12 protein-coding genes are annotated in these 15,992 nt (G+C 64.1%); 9 read left to right on the top strand and 3 right to left on the bottom strand.

Annotated features, from left to right (window positions below):
• The first annotated feature begins 419 nt into the window (after positions 1-419).
• The 3 genes from AC0SZ7_RS16255 (at position 420) to AC0SZ7_RS16245 (ending at position 7,146) form a co-directional block, all read left to right on the top strand.
• Entirely contained in the window at positions 420-3,698 is a 3,279-nt protein-coding gene (locus tag AC0SZ7_RS16255; RefSeq protein WP_475505339.1) for a transglutaminase family protein, read from the top strand.
• A gap of 65 nt (positions 3,699-3,763) precedes the next feature.
• The gene (locus AC0SZ7_RS16250) at positions 3,764-6,247 is read left to right on the top strand and encodes a circularly permuted type 2 ATP-grasp protein (RefSeq protein WP_475505338.1); all 2,484 of its coding nucleotides are present in this window, start codon (positions 3,764-3,766) and stop codon (positions 6,245-6,247) included.
• Positions 6,244-7,146 carry a transglutaminase family protein gene (locus AC0SZ7_RS16245; protein WP_475505337.1) on the top strand — a complete coding sequence of 301 codons (903 nt, stop codon included), beginning with the start codon at positions 6,244-6,246 and terminating at the stop codon, positions 7,144-7,146. The genes AC0SZ7_RS16250 and AC0SZ7_RS16245 overlap by 4 nt, the downstream gene beginning before the upstream one ends.
• Here AC0SZ7_RS16245 and AC0SZ7_RS16240 read toward each other — a convergent pair whose 3' ends face one another.
• A complete protein-coding gene (locus tag AC0SZ7_RS16240; RefSeq protein WP_475505336.1) occupies positions 7,147-7,734 on the bottom strand; it encodes an LOG family protein in 588 nt (195 codons plus the stop codon).
• Between the two features lie 66 nt (positions 7,735-7,800).
• The gene (locus AC0SZ7_RS16235) at positions 7,801-7,956 is read right to left on the bottom strand and encodes a hypothetical protein (RefSeq protein ID WP_475505335.1); all 156 of its coding nucleotides are present in this window, start codon (positions 7,954-7,956) and stop codon (positions 7,801-7,803) included.
• A 39-nt stretch (positions 7,957-7,995) separates the two neighbouring features.
• Between AC0SZ7_RS16235 and azu the strand changes: the two genes are divergently transcribed.
• Positions 7,996-8,445 carry an azurin gene (azu, locus tag AC0SZ7_RS16230; protein ID WP_475505334.1) on the top strand — a complete coding sequence of 150 codons (450 nt, stop codon included), beginning with the start codon at positions 7,996-7,998 and terminating at the stop codon, positions 8,443-8,445.
• A gap of 132 nt (positions 8,446-8,577) precedes the next feature.
• Here azu and pncB read toward each other — a convergent pair whose 3' ends face one another.
• Entirely contained in the window at positions 8,578-9,777 is a 1,200-nt protein-coding gene (pncB, locus tag AC0SZ7_RS16225; RefSeq protein WP_475505333.1) for a nicotinate phosphoribosyltransferase, read from the bottom strand.
• A gap of 502 nt (positions 9,778-10,279) precedes the next feature.
• Between pncB and AC0SZ7_RS16220 the strand changes: the two genes are divergently transcribed.
• From AC0SZ7_RS16220 to AC0SZ7_RS16200, 5 genes are all read left to right on the top strand, one after another.
• Positions 10,280-11,419: an ABC transporter substrate-binding protein gene (locus tag AC0SZ7_RS16220; RefSeq protein ID WP_475505332.1), complete on the top strand. Its 1,140-nt coding sequence runs from the start codon at positions 10,280-10,282 to the stop codon at positions 11,417-11,419.
• Between the two features lie 164 nt (positions 11,420-11,583).
• The gene (locus tag AC0SZ7_RS16215) at positions 11,584-12,498 is read left to right on the top strand and encodes an ABC transporter permease subunit (RefSeq protein WP_475505482.1); all 915 of its coding nucleotides are present in this window, start codon (positions 11,584-11,586) and stop codon (positions 12,496-12,498) included.
• A 3-nt stretch (positions 12,499-12,501) separates the two neighbouring features.
• Positions 12,502-13,785: a high-affinity branched-chain amino acid ABC transporter permease LivM gene (livM, locus tag AC0SZ7_RS16210; RefSeq protein WP_475505331.1), complete on the top strand. Its 1,284-nt coding sequence runs from the start codon at positions 12,502-12,504 to the stop codon at positions 13,783-13,785.
• A complete protein-coding gene (locus AC0SZ7_RS16205) occupies positions 13,782-14,654 on the top strand; it encodes an ABC transporter ATP-binding protein (protein WP_475505330.1) in 873 nt (290 codons plus the stop codon). Before livM ends, AC0SZ7_RS16205 begins: the two co-directional genes overlap by 4 nt.
• A complete protein-coding gene (locus AC0SZ7_RS16200; RefSeq protein WP_475505329.1) occupies positions 14,651-15,367 on the top strand; it encodes an ABC transporter ATP-binding protein in 717 nt (238 codons plus the stop codon). The genes AC0SZ7_RS16205 and AC0SZ7_RS16200 overlap by 4 nt, the downstream gene beginning before the upstream one ends.
• Positions 15,368-15,992 lie beyond the last annotated feature (625 nt).

Below are 15,992 nucleotides of genomic sequence, written 5' to 3'. Positions count from 1 at the left end.
AGTGCTTCAGCAGCGGCCTGATATCAACCTGCAGGTGGCCCTCCAGCACTGCTTTCATCACGCTCAGATGGGCCAGGGCGGGAGAAGCCCAATCACTGAAAAGATCCAGGGTGTTGCCCTGTGCCTCGGACAGGACCGGCAGAGGCGGCAAAGAGGGCGCGGCCATTGGGCGGCTCCTTGGGTGAAAGAATGAGCCGTTATTACAAAGGGCCGCTCCTGGCCCGGGGTGGTGAATAGTTAGCCGCCACCAGCTTCGGCATTACGCACGCCACATTTGTGTGCGACGCTCCCAAGCCAAATGAGGCATGGCACGATCTTGGTGCTGTGCTTGAATGAGCAGGCGCTCTAGTGCTTGGCTTTGCCACGTGGCATAAGTCTTGCGCGGTGCGCTTACCGTCCAGGCTCGCAGGAGGCACGCCGTGTCGATCCATGTCGCATTGCACCATGTCACGCATTACCGCTACGACCGTGCGGTTGAACTTGGCCCGCAGATCGTCCGCCTTCGCCCCGCGCCCCATAGCCGCACGCGCGTGCTGTCGTATGCGCTGAAGGTTTTGCCCGAACAGCACTTCATCAACTGGCAGCAGGACCCCCAGGGCAATTACCTGGCGCGCCTGGTGTTCCCGGAGAAAACCGACGAGTTTCGCGTCGAGGTGGATCTGGTCGCCGAAATGGCGGTGTTCAACCCTTTCGACTTCTTCCTTGAGCCCTACGCCGAAAATATCCCTTTCGCCTACGCCAAGGACGAAAAGCACGAGCTGGCGCCGTACCTGGAAAAACTGCCGCTGTCGCCGCGGTTCGAGGCCTACCTTGCGGGCATCGACCGCACGCCGATTCCTGCGGTGGACTTCCTCGTGGGCCTCAACCAGCGCTTGAGCCAGGACATCGGCTACCTGATCCGCATGGAGCCAGGCGTGCAGACGCCGGAAGAAACCCTGGAAAACGCCTCGGGCTCCTGCCGTGACTCAGCCTGGTTGCTGGTGCAGCTGCTGCGCCACCTCGGCCTGGCCGCGCGCTTCGTGTCCGGCTACCTGATTCAACTGGCGGCGGATGTGAAGGCGCTGGACGGCCCGTCCGGCACCGAGGTGGATTTCACCGACTTGCACGCCTGGTGCGAAGTGTACCTGCCGGGTGCCGGCTGGATAGGCCTGGACGCTACCTCCGGGCTGTTTGCCGGTGAAGGGCATATCCCATTGGCCTGTAGTCCCGATCCGTCCTCTGCGGCGCCCATCAGCGGCCTGGTGGAGCCTTGCGAATGCGAGTTCAGCCACGAGATGGCGGTGGAGCGAATCTGGGAGGCGCCGCGCGTTACCCGCCCTTACAGCGAACAGCAGTGGCAGGAGATTCAGGCACTGGGCCGGCAGATCGACGCCGACCTGGTAGAGGGCGACGTGCGCCTGACCATGGGCGGCGAGCCGACCTTCGTCTCCATCGACGACCCCGATGGCGCCGAGTGGAACACCGCGGCGCTGGGCGACGCCAAGCGCAAGCTCTCGGCCGAGCTGTACCAGCGCCTGCGCGCCCGCTATGCGCCCAAGGGCCTGGTGCACTTTGGCCAGGGCAAGTGGTACCCCGGTGAACAGCTGCCGCGCTGGTCGCTGAACGCTTACTGGCGGGTGGACGGCGAGCCCATCTGGCACAACGACGCGCTGGTTGCCGACGAGACCCGCGATTATGGCGCCACCGGCGAACTGGCCGGGCGCTTCCTGGCCAGCGTTGCCGAGCGCCTGAAACTGCCGCCACGTTTCGTCTTCCCGGCCTACGAGGACAATTTTTACTACCTGTGGCGTGAAGGCGCGTTGCCGGTGAACGTCAGCGCCGAGGACTCGCGGCTGGGCGAGGAAATGGAGCGCAAGCGCCTGCGCAAGGTGTTCAGCCAGGGCCTGGACAAGGTCATCGGCCAGGTGCTGCCGCTGGCGCGCACCGCCGACGGCGACCAATGGCAGAGCGGCCGCTGGTACCTGCGTGACAGCCACTGCCGCCTGGTGCCGGGCGATTCGCCCCTGGGCTACCGCTTGCCGCTGGCTTCGCAGCCGTGGGTGAGCGCTGCCGAATACCCCTTCGTGCACCCGCGCGACCCCAGCCAGGAGCTGGGCCTGCTGCCCACCCCGGCGCAGCTGCAAGTGGCCAGCCCGGCCCAGGTGGAAAGCCAGGAGCGCGTGCCCAAGCTGGATGAGTCGGCCAGTTGGCTGACCCGCACAGCCCTTTGCGCCGAGGCCCGCGACGGCCGCTTGTACCTGTTCATGCCGCCGCTGGCCAAGGTCGAGGAATACCTGGAACTGGTGGCAGTGATCGAGGCCACCGCCGAAGAGCTCAAGTGCCCGGTACTGCTGGAAGGCTACGAGCCGCCTTACGACCCGCGCCTGGCCAACTTCCGCATCACCCCCGACCCGGGCGTGATCGAGGTCAACGTGCAGCCTTCGGCCAGCTGGGACGAGTTGGTGGAATGCACCGAATTCCTCTACGAACAGGCACGGGAAACCCGCCTCAGCACCGAAAAGTTCATGATCGACGGGCGCCACACCGGCACCGGCGGCGGCAACCACTTCGTGCTGGGCGGCGCCACGCCGGCCGACTCGCCGTTCCTGCGCCGCCCCGACCTGCTGCGCAGCCTGATCAGCTACTGGCATAACCACCCGTCGCTGTCCTACCTGTTCAGCGGCCTGTTCATCGGCCCCACCTCGCAGGCGCCGCGGGTGGACGAGGCGCGCAACGACTCGCTGTACGAACTGGAGATCGCCTTCCAGCAAATGCCCGCGCCCGGCGAGCAATGCCCGCCGTGGCTGGTGGACCGGCTGCTGCGCAACCTGCTGATCGACGTGACGGGCAACACTCACCGCGCCGAATTCTGCATCGACAAGCTGTATTCGCCCGACGGCGCCACCGGCCGGCTTGGCCTGCTGGAACTGCGCGGCTTCGAAATGCCGCCCCATGCGCGCATGAGCCTGGTGCAGCAACTGCTGCTGCGCGCGCTGGTGGCGCGCTTCTGGCGTGAGCCCTACGCGCCGCCGAAGCTGGCGCGCTGGGGCACCGAGTTGCACGACCGCTTCATGCTCGCGCATTTCATCGAGCAGGACTTCGCCGACGTCATCGCCGACCTCAACGGCGCTGGCTACGGGCTGCGCGCCGAATGGTTCGCGGCGCACCTGGAGTTCCGCTTCCCGAAAATCGGCGACTACGCCGTGGCGGGCATCGAACTGGAGCTGCGCCAGGCCCTGGAGCCGTGGCATGTGCTGGGTGAGGAGGGCGGCGCCGGTGGCACCGTACGCTACGTGGACTCGTCGCTGGAGCGCCTGCAGGTCAAGCTAAATGGCCTGTCGCCACAGCGCTACGTGCTCACCTGCAACGGCCGCACCGTGCCGCTGCAGCCCACCGGCAAGGTCGGCGAGTACGTGGCCGGCGTGCGTTTCCGCGCCTGGCAGCCGTTCAACTGCCTGCAGCCGACCATCCCGGTGCATGCGCCGCTGACCTTCGACATTCACGACACCTGGATGCAGCGCTCGCTGGGCGGCTGCCAGTACCACGTGGCGCACCCCGGCGGGCGCAATTACGAGACCCTGCCGGTAAACGCCAACGAAGCCGAAAGCCGGCGCCTGTCGCGTTTCTTCCGCCTGGGCCATAGCCCTGGCGCGCAGCCTGCGCCTACACTCACGATCAATGACGAGCTGCCGATGACATTGGACATGCGTCGCACCTGAAAGGGCGGCCGGGCAACCGGCCTGCCGCTTTATTCTGATGTCTTACTGCCTGCGCCGAGCGTTCCATGCCAGACCTGCTTGACCGATACCCGCTGACGGCGGGAAGTTTTGACGAGATGCTAGCGGCCGACGGTTCGGTGCGCCCGCACTGGCGCAAGCTGTTCGACCAATTGCAGCGCAGCAGCCCGGCGCAACTGGCCCAGCGCCAGGCGTTGCTGACCCGGCAGATCCAGGAAAACGGCGTGACCTACAACGTCTACGCCGACCCCAAGGGCGCCGACCGCCCGTGGGAGCTGGACCTGCTGCCCCATGTGATTCCCGCCGCCGAGTGGCAGCACCTGCGCGCCGGCATCGCCCAGCGCGCACGGCTGTTGAACGCGGTGCTGGCCGACATCTACGGCCCCCAGGAGCTGATCCGCAAGGGCCTGCTGCCGGCCGAACTGGTCTACGGCCACAACAATTTTCTCTGGCCCTGCCAGGGCCTGAAGCTGCCCGGGGACATGTTCCTGCACCTGTGCGCCGTGGACCTGGCGCGCACCCCCGACGGCCGCTGGTGGGTCACCGCCGACCGCACCCAGGCGCCGTCGGGCGCAGGTTACGCCCTGGAAAACCGCATGAGCGTGTCGCGGGCTTTCCCCGAGCTGTACCGCGACCTCAAGGTGGAACACCTGGCTGGTTACTTCCGCACCCTGCAGGACACCCTGCGGCGCCTGGCCCCGGGCGGCAACGAAACCCCGTTGATCGTGCTGCTGACCCCCGGGCGCTTCAACGAGAGCTATTTCGAACACCTGTACCTGGCGCGCCAGCTGGGCTACCCGCTGGTGGAAGGCAGCGACCTGACCGTGCGCGACGCCACCGTATACCTCAAGACCCTCAACGGCCTGCGCCGGGTGCACGCGATCATGCGGCGCCTGGACGACGACTTCTGCGACCCGCTGGAGCTGCGCACCGACTCGGCCCTGGGCGTGCCCGGCCTGCTGGAAGCGGTGCGCCAGGGCCGCGTGCTGGTGGCTAACGGCCTGGGCAGCGGCGTGCTGGAATCGCCAGGGCTGCTGGGCTTCTTGCCGACCATCAACGAACACCTGTTCGGCGAAAAACTGATCCTGCCTTCCATTGCCACCTGGTGGTGCGGCGAGCCGCCGGTAATGGCCCAGGCGCTGGAAAAACTGCCGAACCTGCTGATCAAGCCGGCGTTCCCGTCGCAAAGCTTTACCCCGGTTTTTGGCCGCGACCTCGACGCCAGGCAACGCAAGGCCATGGCTGAGCGCATCCAGGCGCGCCCCTACGCCTACGTTGCACAGGAACTGGCGCAGCTGAGCCAGGCACCGGTGTGGCAGGACAACGGCCAGTTGGCCCCGCGGGCCATTGGCATGCGCGTGTACGCGGTGGCCGGCTACGACGGCTACCGGGTGCTGCCCGGCGCCCTGACCCGCGTGGCCGCCGAGGCCGACGCCGAGGTGGTGTCGATGCAGCGCGGTGGCGCCAGCAAGGACACCTGGGTGCTGGGCGAGCGTGCGCCTATTGGCGAGCAGTGGAAGGCCCAGCGGACTATCGGCGTGCACGACGTGGTGCGCGTCGACCCCTACCTGCCGTCGCGGGTGGTGGAAAACCTGTTCTGGTTCGGCCGTTACTGCGAGCGTTGCGACGACAGCGCACGGCTGCTGCGCATCATCCTTGGCCGCTACATCGACGGCGACGACCCATTGGCGTTGGACGCTGCGGTGGAACTGGCCGAGCGCCTGTCGCTGCTGCCCGAAGAGGGCGAGCTGGAAGAGCGCCTGCTGGCCGCGCTGCTGGGCGAGGACTGGCCGTTCAGCCTGCGCGCCAACCTGCAGCGCCTGCAGTGGGCGGCCTCGCAGGTGCGCGGCAAGCTGTCCCGGGAAAACTGGCAGGCGCTGGTGGAGCTGCAACGCGAAGCCCAGAGCCTGGACGTGGAAGAGCCCGACCTGGGCGAGCTGCTGGATTTCCTCAACCGCCTGGTGATGTCGCTGGCGGCGCTGTCGGGCTTCGCCCTCGACGACATGACCCGCGACGAGGGCTGGCGCTTCCTGATGATCGGCCGGCGCATCGAGCGCCTGCAGTTCCTCAGTACCAGCCTGGCCGGCTTCCTGCGCGGCGTGGCGGTGACCGACCAGGCCGGCCTTGAGTGGCTGCTGGAGCTGGGCAACAGCAGCATCACCTACCGCTCGCGCTACCTGGCGGTGCCGCAGCTGATTCCGGTGCTGGACCTGTTGCTGCTGGACGAGCAGAACCCCCACGCGGTGATCTTCCAGCTCAAGCTGGTGAACCGCGCGCTGCGGCGCCTCAACGATGAATTCGGCGCGCCCCGCGAGCGCGGCCTGGCGATGCTGATCGAACGCCTGGCCGGCTTCGACCTTGGCAGCCTGGAGCATTCGCTGTTCGGCGCCCCCAGCGTGCAGGCCGTGCTGGATGGCCTGGCCGACCTGTTGCAGACCATTGCCGAGGCTGGCGGCCAGGTCTCCGACCGCCTGGCCCTGCGCCATTTCGCCCACGTCGATGATGTCAGCCAACGGACGGTGTCGGTATGAGCGCCCAGTACCAGATTCTCCACGACACCCATTACCACTACGACAGCCCGGTGTCCCTGGCGCAGCAGCTGGCGCACCTGTGGCCGCGGCCCTGCGCCTGGCAGATCTGCCGCGAGCAGAGCCTGGTCATCAGCCCCGACCCCAGCTGGCGCGTGGACGACTACGACGTGTTCGGCAACCCGTTGACGCGCCTCACCTTCGAACGGCCCCATGATGAGTTGAAAGTCAGTGCACGCCTGCAAGTGGAAGTGCTGGCGCGGGCCACGCCGGATTTCGCCGCCTCGCAAAGCTGGGAAAAGGTGCGCAACGCCCTGTGCTACAACAGCGCGCCCATCGCCGAGGACCTGATGAAGGCCTGCCGCTACCGCTTCGAGTCGCCCTATGTGCGCCTCAAGCAGAGCTTCGTGGCCTTCTCCGCCGATTGCTTCCCGCCCGGCCGGCCCTTGCTGGAAGGGGCGCGGGCATTGATGGAAAAGATTTTCGAGGAGTTCACCTTCGACGCCGAGGCCACCCAAGTGGCGACGCCGCTGGTGGAAGTACTGGAGCGCCGCCGTGGCGTGTGCCAGGACTTCGCCCACCTGATGCTGGCCTGCCTGCGCTCGCGCGGGTTGGCGGCGCGCTACGTCAGCGGCTACCTGCTGACCCAGCCACCGCCCGGCCAGCCGCGGCTAATCGGCGCCGACGCCTCGCATGCCTGGGTGTCGGTGTACTGCCCGCCGCTGGGCTGGGTCGACTTCGACCCCACCAACAACGTGCAGCCGGCGCTGGAGCACATCACCCTGGCGTGGGGCCGCGACTTCTCCGACGTGTCGCCGCTGCGCGGGGTGATTCTGGGCGGCGGCAGCCATGACCCGGAAGTGCAGGTCACGGTGACGCCGCTGGGCGAGCTGCCGGGCTGATCAGTCCGGCTTCTTGTCGGTCCATTTCGGCAGCACGGTGGGCTGCCAGGCGTCCAGCGCGTCGAGCAGGCCGTCGGCCGAGTCGTTCACTTGCAGCATCGCCCGGTGCTGCTCGCGGACGAAGTTTTCTTCTACCAGGTGGTCGAGGAAACCGGTGAGCTTGCTGTAGAAACCGTTCACCTCCAGCAGGCCCAGCGGCTTGCCGTGGTAGCCCAGTTGGCCCCAGGTCCACACCTCGAACAGCTCTTCCAAAGTGCCCAGGCCGCCGGGCAGGGCGATGAACGCGTCGGCCAGCTCGGCCATGCGCGCCTTGCGCGCGTGCATGCCGTCCACCACTTCCAGGCGGGTCAGGCCCTTATGGCCGATTTCCAGGTCGTTGAGGCTGTGGGGGATGATGCCGATCACCTCACCACCGGCTTCCAGCACCGCGTCGGCGACGATACCCATCAGGCCCACGGCGCCGCCACCGTATACAAGTGTCAGCTTGCGCGCGGCCAGGGCGCGCCCAAGGGTGATGGCTGCCTGGCGATACACCGGGTTGTTGCCGCTGCTGGCGCCGCAGAAAACACAGACTGAAGTCAAAGGCATGGGGGGGCTCCTGGCAGGTTGGGGCCACAGGGTAAATCCGCAGGCGTTCTGGCTCCAGTCTTTCGTTCAGTCGTCCAGATGTTCGGTGCCGGTGTTGCCGCAGGCGTAGGCGGCGAGCAGGCTGCGCAGGAAATTGTTCATGTAAACGCTCCGTGATTGATATTGTATACAATATTGGGTGCGTGTTAGGTTTGTCTCGTTGCCATTTTCGATAGGGCTCATAGAAGAAGCCTTGCTTAATAACTGTCCTGGAGATTCACCATGTTCGCGAAAGTCGTAGCCGCCTCCCTGCTTGCCCTCGCTTGCGGCCAGGTATTTGCCGCTGATTGCAAGGTAGACGTCGATTCCACCGACAGCATGACCTTCGACAAGAAGGCCATCGAAATCAGCAAGACCTGCAAGACCTTCACCGTCAACCTGGGCCACTCGGGCTCGCTGGCCAAGAACGTCATGGGCCACAACTGGGTGCTGAGCAAGACTGCCGACGCTCAGGGCGTTGCCACCGATGGCATGGCCGCCGGCATCGACAAGAACTACCTGAAAGATGGCGACGAGCGCGTCCTGGCCCACACCAAGATCATTGGCGCCGGCGAGAAGGACTCGGTGACCTTCGACGTGTCGAAGCTGCAGGCGGGGACTGACTACGCGTTCTTCTGCTCGTTCCCGGGGCACATCTCGATGATGAAAGGCGCGGTTACGCTGGTGGATTGATCACTGCTACCCGCCCCTGTGGGAGCGGGCTCTGCCCGCGAAGGCTGCACCGCGTAGTGCTGGGAAACCGCGTCGTGCTTTTCGCGGGCAGAGCCCGCTCCCACAAAGGCAGTGATTTGTGCAGGTTTCAGGTTACGGTTTTACCTTGAAAACGTGGCGCAGGTAGGCCACGAAATTCTCGTCGCGGCACTGGGTCTTCGCCGCCTCGTCCGAGATCTTCGCCACCGGCTGGCCATTGCAGTCGGTCATCTTCAGCACGATGCTCATCGGCTCCACCCCCGGAATATCGCAGGTCAGGTTGGTGCCAATGCCAAAGCTGACGTTGATGCGTCCGCGCAGCGCACGGAATATTTCCAGCGACTTTGGCAGGTTCAGCCCGTCGGAGAACACCAGGGTCTTGCTCATGGGGTCGATGCCCAGCTTCTGGTAATGGGCGATGGCTTTCTCTGCCCACAACACCGGGTCGCCCGAGTCATGGCGCAGGCCGTCGAACAGTTTGGCGAAGTACAGGTCGAAGTCGCTGAGGAAGGCGTCCATGGTGATGCAGTCGGTCAGCGCTATGCCCAGCAGGCCACGGTACTCGCGCACCCAGCAATCGAGCGCGGCGCTCTGGCTGTCGATCAGCCGTGGGCCCAATTGCTGGTGGGCCATGATCCACTCATGGGCCATGGTGCCCAGCGGCTTGATGTCCAGTTCACGGGCCAGGTGCACGTTGCTGGTGCCGACGAAGCGCCCGGGGAAATCATGCTTGAGCACCGTTACCACTTCTTCCTGCACCTTGTAGGAAAAGCGCCGGCGGGTGCCGAAATCGGCTACCTGCAATTCCGCCAGTTCGTCCGCTGACGCGTGGGCGGTCAACCAATCGAACTTGCGGTACAACTGCTCGCGCGCCTGGCCCAGGGTGACTTCGCGGTAACGCACGCGGTTGCGCACTTCGCTGACGATGGCCAGCAGCGGCACTTCGAACAGAATCACGTGCAGCCACGGCCCGCGCAGCTTGATGCTGAGCTGGTCGTTTTCAATGCTGGTCTGGATATAGCGCAGGTTGAAGCGGAACAGCCCCAGGAACCGCAGGAAGTCCGGCTTCATGAAGTTGATGCGCTCCAGGAAGCCCAGCTGGTCGCTGCTAAGGCTCAGTTCGCAGAGCCGCTCGATCTGGTAGCGAATTTCGGCCAGGTACGGGCGCAGGTCTTCACCGTTGCGGCAGCGGAACTCCCACTCCACCTCGACGTTGGGGTAGTTGTGCAGGACGGCCTGCATCATGGTCAGCTTGTACAAATCGGTGTCGAGCAGGTTCTGCACGATGCGATCAGCGAATACGCTCTCGCTCATTGAGGGCTCCAACTGGGCCTGGCGGCATGACGGAATCGATAGTGGCGCACAGTAAAGGCTCATTTTGCCAGTCTTTTGTGCTGGCCGCAGAATGCTTGAGCCTGGCCGGAAAGCCTCTGGCATCGCTATTTCGCCGCCACTATAAGTAGTTTCCTAACTAACTCTGTGTTTTTGCCGGCACAAGCTAGCCTGTAATGGTGCGTGGCGTAGCAATTGCGCACCGCTGATGTGCACTTCGGTTACGCACGCTGTTACAGGTGGGTTGCACGCCTTGGTGCTAGCAGGTTGCAATGATGGCACTTTGGGGTTGCGCCTGTTTTGTAAGCGGGTGCTACCAGGCCCGATCCAGACGGTTGCACGAGCCGCAGGGACGCGGGCGCAGGGCCTGCGCGCGCAAAACGACCTTCGGGTTTCGGTCTTGGAAAAAGGGATGGCACGGCGCTTGCTCAGAGCAATTGCTGAAGTTGTAGTGCCAACCAAAAAAACTCAGGAGCACCACCTCATGTCGCAGACGTTTTACAGGAAAGGTTTTCTGGCTCTCGCAGTGGCTACTGCGTTGGGTGTTTCTTCGTTTGTACAGGCAGCCGACATCAAGATCGGCGTGGCAGGCCCTATGACCGGTGCCAACGCATCGTTCGGCGAGCAATACATGAAAGGTGCCCAGGCAGCGGCTGACGAAATCAACGCCCATGGCGGCGTGAACGGCGGCAAGATCATCCTGGTTGCGGGCGACGACGCCTGCGAGCCTAAACAGGCCGTGGCGGTGGCCAACAAACTGGCTGACCAGGACAAGGTCGCCGGCGTGGTCGGGCACTTCTGCTCGTCCTCCACCATTCCAGCTTCCGAGGTTTACGGGGACGCCGGCATCATCGCCATCACCCCTGGTTCCACCAACCCGCAGGTCACCGAGCGCGGCCTGACCGCCATGTTCCGCATGTGCGGCCGTGACGACCAGCAAGGCATCGTCGCCGGCGACTACATTGTCGACGTGCTGAAAGGCAAGAAAGTCGCGGTCATCAACGACAAGGACACCTACGGCAAGGGCCTCGCCGACGCCACGGCCGCGCAGTTGACCAAGCGTGGCGTCAAGCCAGTGCTGGAAGAAGGCCTGACCCGCGGCGAGAAAGACTTCAGCGCCCTGGTGACCAAGATCCGTGGCACCGGTGCCGACGTCGTGTACTTCGGCGGCCTGCACCCCGAGGCCGGCCCGCTGGTACGCCAGCTGCGTGAAGCCGGCCTGAAAGACGTGAAGTTCATGTCCGATGACGGCGTGGTCACCGACGAACTGGTAACCACCGCCGGTGGCGCCCAGTACGTTGACGGCGTGTACATGACCTTCGGCGCCGACCCGCGCCTGTTGCCTGACAGCAAGGCGGTGGTGGATCAGTTCCGCAAATCCGGCTACGAGCCTGAAGGCTACACCCTGTACGCCTATGCCTCGATCCAGGCCCTGGCCGCAGGCTTCAACGGCGCCAAGTCCGACAAGGGCGAAGACGCTGCCAAATGGCTGAAAGCCAACCCTGTCCACACCGTGATGGGCACCAAGACCTGGGACAGCAAGGGCGACCTGAAAGTCTCCGACTACGTGGTGTACCAGTGGGACAAGGACGGCAAATACCACCAGCTCGAAAAGCAGAAGTGACATGACCCAGGCCTGACGGGCGGCTGCCGCCCGCCAGGTCAAACCGGCGCCCGGCTGTTTGTGGCCGGGCCCGTCAGTTCTCTTACCACCGCTCGCGTCACGAGTGGGCAGGCCCGGCTTGCCCGCGCGAACCCGTGCGGCCCAGAAGTTCGTGAGCGTGCATGATGGATGGTATTTTCCTGCAACAAATGATCAACGGCCTGACCCTCGGGTCGGTCTATGGGCTGATCGCCATCGGCTACACCATGGTCTACGGCATCATCGGCATGATCAACTTCGCCCACGGCGACGTGTACATGATCTCCGCCTACCTGGCAGCCATCGGCCTGGCAGTCTTGTCGTTCTTTGGCGTCGAGTCCTTCCCTTTCCTGATTCTCGGCACGCTGGCGTTCACCATCGTCGTCACCGGGGTCTACGGTTTTGTCATCGAGCGGGTGGCCTACAAGCCCCTGCGCAACTCCACGCGCCTGGCGCCACTGATCAGCGCCATCGGTATTTCGCTGATCCTGCAGAACTACGCGCAGATCGCCCAGGGCCCCAACCAGCAGGGCGTGCCCACGCTGCTCAGCGGCGGCTGGCGCTTCGACATCGGCAGCGGTTTCGTGCAGATCACCTACACCAAGCTGTTCATCCTGGTGGCGGCGTTCGCCGGCATGGCCGTGCTGACCTACATCATCAAGTACACCAAGCTGGGCCGCATGTGCCGGGCCACCCAGCAAGACCGCAAGATGGCCTCCATCCTGGGCATCAACACCGACCGGGTAATCTCCTACGTATTCATCATCGGCGCGGCCATGGCGGCGCTGGCGGGTGTGCTGATTACCGTGAACTACGGCACTTTCGACTTCTACGCCGGCTTCATCATCGGCATCAAGGCCTTCACCGCTGCGGTGCTGGGCGGCATCGGCTCGCTGCCGGGAGCCATGCTGGGTGGGTTGATCCTGGGGGTTGCCGAGTCGCAGTTCTCGGGCCTGATCAACTCTGACTACAAAGACGTGTTCAGCTTCGCCCTGCTGGTGCTGATCCTGATCTTCCGACCCCAGGGCCTGCTGGGTCGACCACTCGTGGCGAAGGTGTAATTTATGTCTGGTGCCCCAATCAAACCCATCGATATCAAGCAAAGCGTGATCGACGCGGTCATCGCCGGCCTGCTGGCGCTGATCGTCTTCGGCCCCATTGTCGGCGTGGTGCTGCAAGGCTACGAATTCAACCTGGAGCCCAAGCGCGTTGCCTGGCTGGTAGCGGCCGTCGTGCTCGGCCGGTTCCTGATCAGCCTGTTCCTGCAGACGCCGCGCGGCGTTCGCATGTCCCAGGGCATGGAGCGTGGCGGCTCGGGCGTGCATGTGCTGCCGCCCGGGCACAAGTCGGCGCTGCGTTGGGTGATCCCGCTGGTGATCGTGCTGGCGCTGGTGTTCCCGGTGTTCGCCAACAAGTATGTGCTGACCATTGTCATCCTCGGCCTGATCTACGTGCTGCTGGGCCTTGGCCTGAACATCGTGGTGGGCCTGGCGGGCCTGCTCGACCTGGGCTACGTGGCGTTCTATGCCATCGGCGCCTACGGCCTGGCGCTGGGCTACCAGTACCTGGGCCTGGGCTTCTGGTCGGCCCTGCCGCTGGCGGCGCTGGCTGCGGCGCTGGCCGGGTGCATATTGGGCTTCCCGGTGTTGCGCATGCATGGCGACTACCTGGCCATCGTTACCCTGGGTTTCGGTGAAATCATTCGCCTGGTGCTGAACAACTGGCTGTCGTTCACCGGCGGCCCCAATGGTGTGCCGGTGCCATCGCCGACCTTCCTGGGCCTGGAATTCGGGCGCAAGGCGAAGGAGGGCGGGGTGCCGATCCATGAGTTCCTGCACATCGACTACAACCCCAACCTGAAATTCGTGTTCATTTACGCGGTGCTGTTCCTGGTGGTGATTGGCGTGCTGTACATCAAGCACCGACTCACCCGCATGCCCGTGGGCCGCGCCTGGGAAGCCCTGCGCGAAGACGAGATCGCCTGCCGGGCCATGGGCCTGAACCACGTGCTGGTCAAGCTTTCGGCCTTCACCCTCGGCGCCTCGACGGCGGGCCTGGCCGGGGTGTTTTTCGCCAGCTACCAGGGCTTCGTCAACCCAACCTCGTTCACCTTCTTCGAGTCGGCGCTGATTCTGGCCATCGTGGTGCTGGGCGGCATGGGCTCGACGGTGGGGGTGGTGATCGCCGCCTTCGTGCTGACCGTGGCGCCGGAGTTGTTGCGCTCGTTCGCCGAATACCGCGTGCTGTTGTTCGGCGTGCTGATGGTGCTGATGATGATCTGGAGACCGCGCGGCCTGATTCGCATCAGCCGTACCGGTGTGGTCCCGCGTAAAGGAGTGGCGCCATGAGTGAATACGTACTCACGGTTGAAAACCTGATGATGCACTTCGGTGGCATCAAGGCTCTCAGCGATGTCAGCCTCAAGGTCAAACGCAATTCGATCTTCGCCCTGATCGGCCCCAACGGCGCCGGCAAGACCACCGTGTTCAACTGCCTGACCGGCTTCTACAAGGCCACCGGCGGGCGCATCGAACTGGAAACGCGTGGCATCAAGACCAACGTCATCAAGCTGTTGGGCGAGCCCTTCCAGCCTACCGACTTCGTCTCGCCGCGCAGCTTCGGCAGTCGCATGTACTACAAGATGTTTGGCGGCACCCACCTGGTCAACCGTGCGGGCCTGGCCCGTACGTTCCAGAACATTCGCCTGTTCCGGGAAATGTCGGTGGTGGAAAACCTGCTGGTGGCCCAGCACATGTGGGTGAACCGCAACATGGTGGCCGGCATCCTCAACACCAAGGGCTACCGCAAGGCCGAGGAGGACGCGTTGAACACGGCGTTCTATTGGCTGGAAGTGGTGGACCTGGTGGACTGCGCCAACCGCCTGGCGGGCGAGCTTTCCTACGGCCAGCAGCGCCGCCTGGAAATAGCCCGGGCCATGTGCACGCGGCCACAGGTGATTTGCCTGGACGAACCGGCCGCCGGCCTCAACCCGCAGGAAACCGAAGCGCTGAGCGGCATGATCCGCCTGCTGCGCGACGAGCATGACATGACCATCGTGCTGATCGAGCACGACATGGGCATGGTCATGGGCATCTCCGACCATATCGTGGTGCTGGACCACGGCAACGTGATTGCCGAAGGTGGCCCCGAGCAAATCCGCCATGACCCGAAAGTGATCGCTGCCTACCTGGGCGCGGATGAAGAGGAGCTGGTATGAGTAACCCGATCCTCGAACTGAAAGAACTGGACGTGTTCTACGGGCCGATCCAGGCCCTGAAAAAGGTCTCGATGCACATCAACGAGGGCGAGACCGTCAGCCTGATCGGCTCCAACGGCGCCGGCAAGTCGACCCTGCTGATGTCTATCTTCGGCCAGCCGCGCGCTGCCAACGGCCAGATCATCTACCGTGGCACCGACATCACCAAGAAGTCCTCGCACTACATCGCCTCCAACGGCATCGCCCAGTCGCCGGAAGGCCGGCGGGTGTTCCCGGACATGTCGGTGGAAGAGAACCTGTTGATGGGCACCATCCCCATCGGCGACAAGTTCGCCAGCGAAGACATGCAGCGCATGTTCGAACTGTTCCCGCGGCTCAAGGAGCGCCGCAACCAGCGCGCCATGACCATGTCGGGCGGCGAGCAGCAGATGCTCGCCATCGCCCGCGCCCTGATGAGCCGCCCCAAGCTGTTGCTGCTGGACGAGCCATCGCTGGGCCTGGCGCCCATCGTGGTGAAGCAGATCTTCAGCACCCTGCGCGAGCTGGCGAAGTCGGGGATGACCATCTTCCTTGTGGAGCAGAACGCCAACCATGCGTTGAAGCTGTCGGACAGGGCGTATGTGATGGTCAACGGTGAGATTCGGCTGACGGGCACGGGGGCGGAGCTGCTGAGTAACGATGAGGTGCGTAACGCCTACCTCGGCGGCCACTGACCTTTTTTTGTGGGAGCTGGCTTGCCAGCGAGCTTTTCGGGGGCTCAACAACTCGCTGGCAAGCCAGCTCCCACAGAAGCGAAATCATTGATCCAGGTTTTGAAAAAAGGGTTTTCCACAGAATTGTGGAAAACCCTTTTTGCTTCCTCGCCCACTGCGACATAAAACCACTCCAATTCATTGTTTTGTCATGTAAAGCAGTTGTCCCCGGTTATTGTGGAGCTGGCTGTGGGTAACTTGGGTGTACATTGCTCAAGGCCCTTAACGGCGTGGCCTGCAGGTATGTGGTTGTTTTTTGATCAGCAGTTTTCAAGCGTGCTGCCGGGGTGTTTGTCAAGCCCTTATCCACCGGCCAATACCGCTCATCCGGCGTCGAAAAGCCTGTGGATAACTCTGTGGGCAAGCCTTGGAAAGACTGCCCAAAGCAGCGCAGTTACTGGCCTGGCGCCATCCCCCATGTTTTCGCTCACGCGTGGCAGGTGGCGGGGCTACCTGACTGCGCGGTCAAGGTCAAGCCGAAAAGCCGTTACACCTGGGTACAAGCCCCGCCATTCAAGGCTTTGTGCACAGCACAGTTGCCCACGGATACTGTGCAAGGCCCTGTGGATAAGGTGCGCAAAAGTCG

The organism is Pseudomonas sp. JC1203 (assembly GCF_056175065.1).
The sequence above is the reverse complement of the archived record's forward strand: the minus strand, read 5'-3'. Positions and strand labels throughout refer to the sequence as shown.

What these genes read in the sequence shown, in the direction of transcription:
- AC0SZ7_RS16250 (WP_475505338.1), top strand. Translation starts at nt 3,764, where the DNA reads ATGCCAGACCTGCTTGACCGATACCCGCTGACGGCGGGAAGTTTTGAC.
- AC0SZ7_RS16245 (WP_475505337.1), top strand. Translation starts at nt 6,244, where the DNA reads ATGAGCGCCCAGTACCAGATTCTCCACGACACCCATTACCACTACGAC.
- AC0SZ7_RS16240 (WP_475505336.1), bottom strand. Translation starts at nt 7,734, where the DNA reads ATGCCTTTGACTTCAGTCTGTGTTTTCTGCGGCGCCAGCAGCGGCAAC.
- AC0SZ7_RS16235 (WP_475505335.1), bottom strand. Translation starts at nt 7,956, where the DNA reads ATGAGCCCTATCGAAAATGGCAACGAGACAAACCTAACACGCACCCAA.
- azu (WP_475505334.1), top strand. Translation starts at nt 7,996, where the DNA reads ATGTTCGCGAAAGTCGTAGCCGCCTCCCTGCTTGCCCTCGCTTGCGGC.
- pncB (WP_475505333.1), bottom strand. Translation starts at nt 9,777, where the DNA reads ATGAGCGAGAGCGTATTCGCTGATCGCATCGTGCAGAACCTGCTCGAC.
- AC0SZ7_RS16220 (WP_475505332.1), top strand. Translation starts at nt 10,280, where the DNA reads ATGTCGCAGACGTTTTACAGGAAAGGTTTTCTGGCTCTCGCAGTGGCT.
- AC0SZ7_RS16215 (WP_475505482.1), top strand. Translation starts at nt 11,584, where the DNA reads ATGGATGGTATTTTCCTGCAACAAATGATCAACGGCCTGACCCTCGGG.
- livM (WP_475505331.1), top strand. Translation starts at nt 12,502, where the DNA reads ATGTCTGGTGCCCCAATCAAACCCATCGATATCAAGCAAAGCGTGATC.
- AC0SZ7_RS16205 (WP_475505330.1), top strand. Translation starts at nt 13,782, where the DNA reads ATGAGTGAATACGTACTCACGGTTGAAAACCTGATGATGCACTTCGGT.
- AC0SZ7_RS16200 (WP_475505329.1), top strand. Translation starts at nt 14,651, where the DNA reads ATGAGTAACCCGATCCTCGAACTGAAAGAACTGGACGTGTTCTACGGG.